Here is a 6,262-nt window from a genome sequence, read left to right as displayed (position 1 = left end):
GTCGAGGGCCTTTTCGAGGCGCTCGAGCTTGCCGGTCAGCTCACCGGTGTGCCCGGGCCGGATGTCGGCCTTGAGCACGAGTGAGACGCGCGGGCCGTAGGCGGCCACGGCGTCGGTGGCGCGCTTGACGACGTCGAACACCTCATCCCACTCGCCTTCGATGGTGGTGAACATCGAGTCGGTGCGGTTGGGCAGGCCCGAGTCGCGCACGACCTTCACCGCAGCGGCGACGGCCTCGTGCATCGAACCGGTCTCGGCGTCTCCTGTCGGGGCGACGGAGAATGCGACAAGCATGTGGTCCTCCTTCAGATTTCAGCTGATCAGTTCTTCGGCACGGAGAGCACGAGGGCATCGCCCTGTCCCCCGCCACCGCACAGGGCTGCGACACCGGTGCCGCCGCCGCGGCGCTTGAGCTCCAGAGCCAGCGTCAGCGCCACGCGTGCACCGGAAGCGCCGATCGGGTGGCCGAGGGCGACGGCGCCGCCGTTGACGTTGACCTTGTCCTCGCTGATGCCCAGATCCTTGGCGCTGGCCAGGCCGACAGCGGCGAAGGCCTCGTTGATCTCGTAGAGGTCGAAGCCGTCAGCCGGGATGCCCTCGCGTTCGGCAGCGACCTTGATCGCCTGGCTGGGCTGGTGCTGCAGGGTCGAGTCGGGGCCCGCGGTCCAGGCGTGGGCGCGGATCTCGGCGAGGATCTCCAGGCCTTCGCGCTCGGCGCGCTCCTTGGACATGACGACGACAGCGCAGGCGCCGTCGGAGATCTGCGAGGCGTTGCCGGCGGTGATGGTGCCTTCCTTGCTGAAGGCCGGGCGCAGCTTGGCCATTGACTCAGCCGTCGAGTCCGGGCGCACGCCCTCATCGCGGTCGACCGTGGTCTCGCCCTTGCGCGTCTTGATCGTCACCGGGGTGACCTCGTCGTCGAAGCGGCCAGCTTCCCAGGCAGCGGCTGCACGCTGGTGGGACTGGGCGGCGAAGGCGTCCTGCTGTTCGCGGCTGAACTCGCGCTCGCCCTTGTTCGCGTCCTCGGTCAGACCGCCCATGGCCTGGTCGGTGAAGGCGTCCCACAGTCCGTCGTAGTCCATGTGGTCGCGGACCTTGACGGTGCCGTACTTGTAGCCGGCACGGGACTTCTCCAGCATGTGCGGGGCGTTGGTCATCGACTCCTGGCCGCCGGCGACGACGACTTCGTACTCACCGGCGCGCACGAGCATGGCGGCCTGGGTGATGGCGTTGAGGCCGGAGAGGCACAGCTTGTTGATGGTGATGGCCGGCACCGACATCGGGATGCCGGCCTTGGCGGCGGCCTGGCGTGCCGGTCCCTGACCACAGCCGGCCTGCAGGACCTGACCCATGATGACGTACTCGACGGCCTCGGGCTTGACGCCGGCGCGGTCGAGCGCCCCGGAGATCGCCTCGGCGCCGAGATCCATTGCGCTCAGCGATCCGAGGGCTCCGCTCATGCGTCCCAACGGGGTGCGCGAACCGGCAACGATCACAGCTTCGGTCATGATTCCTCCTTCGACGGATGCGGCCGTCCTGACAGTCCTGTGCACGGCTCCGCAGTCCACACGTAGTGATACAGATCCCAGCCTAGTCGAGGGCCCAACTGCTGAGAATTCCGGGTTGCCGGCTGTGAATTCCCTCAGTGGTGTGACCTGCACCGCTCAGATGGCGGCATCGGGCGGATGTTGGCGCGCGCGGCGAGTAGAGTGGGATGGTGAGCCCCCGAAATTCCCACGCAATGAATGAAACGGAGTCGAAGACTGTGACGCCTCCCGAAGAGTTCCGGACCGCGATGCGCGGTTACGAGAAGAACGAAGTCGATGCGCGCATCGGCCAGCTGCGGACCGAGATCGAATCCCTGCGCAAGGCCCTGTCCGATGCGCGGTCTCAGGTCATCAGCGCTGACCGGGCGAAGCTGCAGATCGCCGGAGAGCTTTCCGAGGCGAAGCAGCAGCTCAAGGATGCCGCCAGCGACAAAGCAGAGGCGGCTGGCCCTCCCGGCTCCCGCATCGACCACCTGCTCAAGATCGCCGAGTCGCAGGCCCGCGAAACCCTCGCCCAGGCCACCGCCGATGCCGAGACGATCCGCAACAAGGCGCGTGCCGATGCCGCCAGCCAGCGCGCCCGCATGCACACCGAGAGCAACGACACCCTCAACAACGCCCGCTCCGAGGCCGAGGCGATCAGCTCGGCTGCCGAGCTGCGCGCCGAGGAGACGATCCAGGCTGCTGAGACCCGCGCCGAGGAGATCCAGACCGCGGCCGAGCGCGAAGCCGAGCAACTGACCTCGACCGCCTCGACCGAAGCCGAGGAGTCGCGTGAGTCGCTCAAGCGCGAGGTCGCTCAGCTGCGGGCCGACGCAGAGAAGGATGCCGCTGACATCCGGGCGAAGGCCAAGAAGGAAGCCGACGAGATCCTCGCTGCCGCCAAGGCTAAGGATGAGGAGATCCGCAAGGCTGCCGATGAGCTCGACGTGGAGCTGGCCGATAAGCGCCAGAAGGCCGAAACGGCTGAGAAGGAGCGCTTCGACACCGCTGCTGCCGAGCACAAGAAGCTGACCGAGGAAGCCCAGGCCCGGGCGAAGAAGGCCGACGACGATGCGAAGGCCGCTGCCGAGCGTGCCGAGCGCACCCGCAAGGAAGCGGTCGAGAAGGCCGACAAGATCATCGCTGATGGTCGCAAGCGCGCCCAGGATCTTATCTCCGAGGCGCGTTCGACTGCCGAGGCGACGATCGAGGAGTCGGCTGCTGAGGCCAAGCGCAACGTCTCCTCCGCTCAGGCGCAGGTCGATCTGCTGACCAAGCAGCGCCGCACGATCACCGCCCAGCTAGAGCAGCTGCGGTCGATGTTCGCAGCACCCGGCCTGTTCGACGATGTCGATTTCACCGAGGACAAGTCCGACCAGGAGGCCGCTGCCGCGCTGCCGACGGAGAAGATCGCCTCCGATGATGAGCTCGCCGAGCTCACTGACGCTGAGGACGCCAAGGGCGATGCCTCGACCGCGTCTGCGAAGGATCAGAAGGCCTCTGATGGTGACAGCGCCTCCGCCGATGGCGATGGCGAGGACATCGAAGACGCCGAGGTCGTCAGCGAGGACGAGACGCAGGAGATGAAGACCCGTCCTGACGGTTCGTCCGGCGGATCACAGTCCGGCGCCAAGAAGCCCGGTGCCAAGCCCGCTCAGGGCGGCGTGAAGGCGAATGCAGGCCAGCAGTCGAACGCCTCGAAGTCAGGCGGCCAGTCAGGTTCGACGGCTGCCGGCAGCGGCAACCGCGGTTCGCTCAACCGCAAGTCGCAGAACTCGAACCGTCTGCGCTGAGCACACACCGACAACTGAAGGCGGGGGCTTCCGAATGGGAGTCCCCGCCTTTGTCTTGCGCTCAGGTGCCGAGTCGTTCAGCGCGGCGGGCGGCTGCGGAAGCAGGCCTTGTGCCAGTGGCGGCGGGCACCGACTCCGGTGTTGAAGCCGAACTCCTCTTCGGAGCGCCAGGCGACGATGTGATCAATGCGGGCCGGCAGGTCCTGCCGGCAGCCGGGGCACGTGTAGACCTTGCCGGAGCTGCTGCCGCGCACCTGCTGGACGACCCAGGTACCGTCAGGTCCCTCGGTGGCCCGGGGCACGGAATTCAGGCTCGCACCCAGCTCGCGGTGCGGCCGGGCCCACTTGTTTTCGCGGCGCGAAGACGACGAACGTGGCATGGCGTCATTGTCTCACGTACAGTAATGCCGTGCGTTTAGTGATCGCGAAGTGCAGTGTCGACTATGCCGGCCGGCTGACGGCTCACCTGCCGATGGCAGACCGGGTGCTCATGCTCAAGGCCGATGGCAGCGTCCTCGTCCATTCCGACGGCGGCTCCTACAAGCCTCTCAACTGGATGAGCCCGCCGTGCACGACGACGATCAGTGAGCCCAGCGACGAGCAGGCCGAGCACGGCATCACCGAGATCTGGACCGTCACCCACCAGAAGACCGGCGATCACCTCATCATCAGCATCGCAGAGATCCGCGATGAGATCTCAGCCGACCTCGGTGTCGATCCCGGGCTGGTCAAGGACGGCGTCGAGTCGCACCTGCAGGAGCTGCTTGCCGAGCACATCGAGACCCTTGGCTCGGGCTACTCGACCGTCCGCCGGGAGTACATGACCGCCATCGGTCCGGTCGACATCCTCGCCAAGGACGATGACGGTGCCTCCGTGGCTGTCGAGATCAAGCGCCGCGGGGAGATCGACGGTGTCGAGCAGCTCACCCGCTATCTGGAGCTCATGAATCGCGATCCGCTCCTCGCCCCGGTCACCGGCGTGTTCGCCGCCCAGGAGATCAAACCGCAGGCGCGCACGCTGGCCGAAGACCGCGGAATCCGCTGCGTGGTCCTTGATTACGATGCGCTGCGCGGGATGGATGACCCCGACTCACGGCTGTTCTGAGTCAGGCGCAGCACCGCTCCCCTGCAGCGTTGCTCTCCCCTGCCGGGGTGACGCTGACGGCGGACGCTCAGGCCAGGGAGTCGACGTCGAAGGGCTCGGGCTTGTCCACCCGCTGCACATCTGCACCCAGTGACTGGAGCTGCTCGACGAATCCCTCATAGCCGCGGTCGATGTGATCGACCCCGGAGACCTCGGTGCGGCCCTCGGCTGCCAGACCGGCGATGACGAGCGCGGCACCGGCGCGGATGTCAGAGGCCTCCACCTCGGCGCCGGAGAGCGAATCGACACCGGTGACGAGTGCATGGTTGCCGTCGATGGTGATCTCAGCGCCGAGACGTGCGAGCTCGTGGACGAAGCGCCAGCGGGCCTCGAAGAGGTTCTCGGTCAGCAGCCCGACTCCGTCGGCGATCGCGTTGAGGGCCACGGCGAAGGGCTGCAGGTCGGTCGGGAAGCCGGGGAACGGCAGGGTGGCAACGCGAATGCTGTGCGGACGCTGCGGCCCGATGACCCGAAAGCCCATGTCCTGGGCACCGTGCTCGTTGGCTGCTGCGATTCCGGCGACGAGTCCCTCTGTGTCCGCGCTGCCGGACAGGACCGACACCTCGGCGCCGGCGGCGCGCAGGTGCTCGAAGACGTGCGGCAGCAGCTGCGGGTCGATGCCGCGCACGGTGATGTCCCCACCGGTGATCGCTGCGGCAAACGCCCAGGAGCCGGCGACGATCCGGTCGCCGACGACGCGGTGCTTCACCGGGTGCAGGCGATCAACGCCTTCGATTGTCAGCGTTTTGGTGCCGATGCCGGAGATCTGCGCACCCATCGCCTGGAGCATGAGGCAGATGTCGATGATCTCCGGTTCTTTGGCGGCGTTGTCGATGATCGTGGTGCCATCGGCCAGCGTGGCGGCCATGAGGAGGTTCTCGGTCGCACCCACCGACGGGAAGGGCAGGTGGATCTCGGCGCCGGTCAGCCCGTCTGGGGCCTCGGCGATGAAGTAGCCGTGGTCGAGGTGTGCGCTCGCGCCCATCGCCTCGAGCCCGGCCTGATGCATGTCGAGTCCGCGCGAGCCGATGGCGTCACCACCGGGCATCGCGACGTGGGCGGCGCGCATCCGCCCGGTCAGCGGGCCGAGCACGCAGATCGAGGCGCGCATGGCGCGCACGAGTTCGTAGTCGGCCTGGATGCCCGGCTCCTCCGGCACATCGATGTCGATGACCCCGGCCTCGGGGTCGTAGTCGATCTCGCAGCCGAGGCGGCGCAGCAGTTCGGTCATGATCGACACATCGAGGATGCGCGGCACGTTCGAGATCACCGAGCGGCCCGGGGCCAGGAGCGTGGCGGCCATGAGCTTGAGGATACTGTTCTTCGCCCCGCGCACGGTCACGTCACCGGTGAGCCGGTGCGGTCCGTTGACGGACAGGATCTCCATGGGCGTGGTCCTCCTCGGGCGAATGATGCGCTGGCAGAAAAGTGTCCTGCGGAGCGCAGCCCCACAGGACATATCAGTCTAGGACGTCAAGGCCGCCTAGGTGAAACGGCCGACGGTGCGGTTGTAGCCCGGTGGCGCTGATTCGAGCCAGGAGGCCAAAGCGGCCAGCGCCTCGTAGTCGAGGGCCAGCCGGGTCTGATGGGATGAGCCGTCTGCGGTGCCGTAGGCAGCCGTGACGATGACAGCGCCGGGCATGACGGCATAGCGCTCAGCGGAATCCGGCTCTTCGCGCCGGACGATCTCCATGTCCTGCCGCGGCAGATTCATCGCCGGTGACCGGGTGAGGCTGAAGATCGGGTACCAGTCGAGCGAGCTGATCGTGAAGACCGCCACACCCAAACGCCAGCGT

7 protein-coding genes are annotated in these 6,262 nt (G+C 67.3%); 2 read left to right on the top strand and 5 right to left on the bottom strand.

Annotated features, from left to right (window positions below; all coding sequences use genetic code 11):
- Nucleotides 1-294, bottom strand: a 294-nt coding sequence (locus M3C25_RS12900) for a thiamine-binding protein (protein ID WP_259857168.1), incomplete at its 3' end; no start/stop codon positions are given.
- A 26-nt stretch (nucleotides 295-320) separates the two neighbouring features.
- The gene (locus M3C25_RS12895) at nucleotides 321-1,508 is read right to left on the bottom strand and encodes an acetyl-CoA C-acetyltransferase (RefSeq protein WP_102159720.1); all 1,188 of its coding nucleotides are present in this window, start codon (nucleotides 1,506-1,508) and stop codon (nucleotides 321-323) included.
- A gap of 257 nt (nucleotides 1,509-1,765) precedes the next feature.
- Between M3C25_RS12895 and M3C25_RS12890 the strand changes: the two genes are divergently transcribed.
- Nucleotides 1,766-3,322, top strand: coding sequence for a coiled-coil domain-containing protein (locus M3C25_RS12890; RefSeq protein ID WP_102160680.1), 1,557 nt, complete (start codon nucleotides 1,766-1,768; stop codon nucleotides 3,320-3,322).
- Nucleotides 3,323-3,399: 77 nt separating this feature from the next.
- Here the strand turns inward: M3C25_RS12890 and M3C25_RS12885 are convergent, their stop codons facing one another.
- Nucleotides 3,400-3,624 carry an Rv1322 family protein gene (locus M3C25_RS12885; protein ID WP_165883123.1) on the bottom strand — a complete coding sequence of 75 codons (225 nt, stop codon included), beginning with the start codon at nucleotides 3,622-3,624 and terminating at the stop codon, nucleotides 3,400-3,402.
- 107 nt (nucleotides 3,625-3,731) lie between these two features.
- On the opposite strand from M3C25_RS12885, the gene nucS reads away from it, so the two are divergent.
- On the top strand, nucleotides 3,732-4,427 hold the full coding sequence (gene nucS, locus M3C25_RS12880; RefSeq protein ID WP_102159717.1) for an endonuclease NucS: 696 nt from the start codon (nucleotides 3,732-3,734) through the stop codon (nucleotides 4,425-4,427).
- 67 nt (nucleotides 4,428-4,494) lie between these two features.
- Here the strand turns inward: nucS and murA are convergent, their stop codons facing one another.
- Nucleotides 4,495-5,853: a UDP-N-acetylglucosamine 1-carboxyvinyltransferase gene (gene murA / locus M3C25_RS12875; RefSeq protein ID WP_259857160.1), complete on the bottom strand. Its 1,359-nt coding sequence runs from the start codon at nucleotides 5,851-5,853 to the stop codon at nucleotides 4,495-4,497.
- 96 nt (nucleotides 5,854-5,949) lie between these two features.
- On the bottom strand, nucleotides 5,950-6,262 hold a 313-nt coding region (locus tag M3C25_RS12870), incomplete at its 5' end, for a DUF2550 family protein (RefSeq protein ID WP_259800408.1).

The organism is Brevibacterium luteolum (genome assembly GCF_025147615.1).
GTDB lineage: Bacteria > Actinomycetota > Actinomycetes > Actinomycetales > Brevibacteriaceae > Brevibacterium > Brevibacterium luteolum.
This window is presented reverse-complemented; position numbering and strand designations above follow the sequence as displayed.

Bases quoted from the DNA above. Each gene is read 5' to 3' on its own strand.
- murA (WP_259857160.1), bottom strand. From the start codon at position 5,853: ATGGAGATCCTGTCCGTCAACGGACCGCACCGGCTCACCGGTGACGTG.
- M3C25_RS12895 (WP_102159720.1), bottom strand. From the start codon at position 1,508: ATGACCGAAGCTGTGATCGTTGCCGGTTCGCGCACCCCGTTGGGACGC.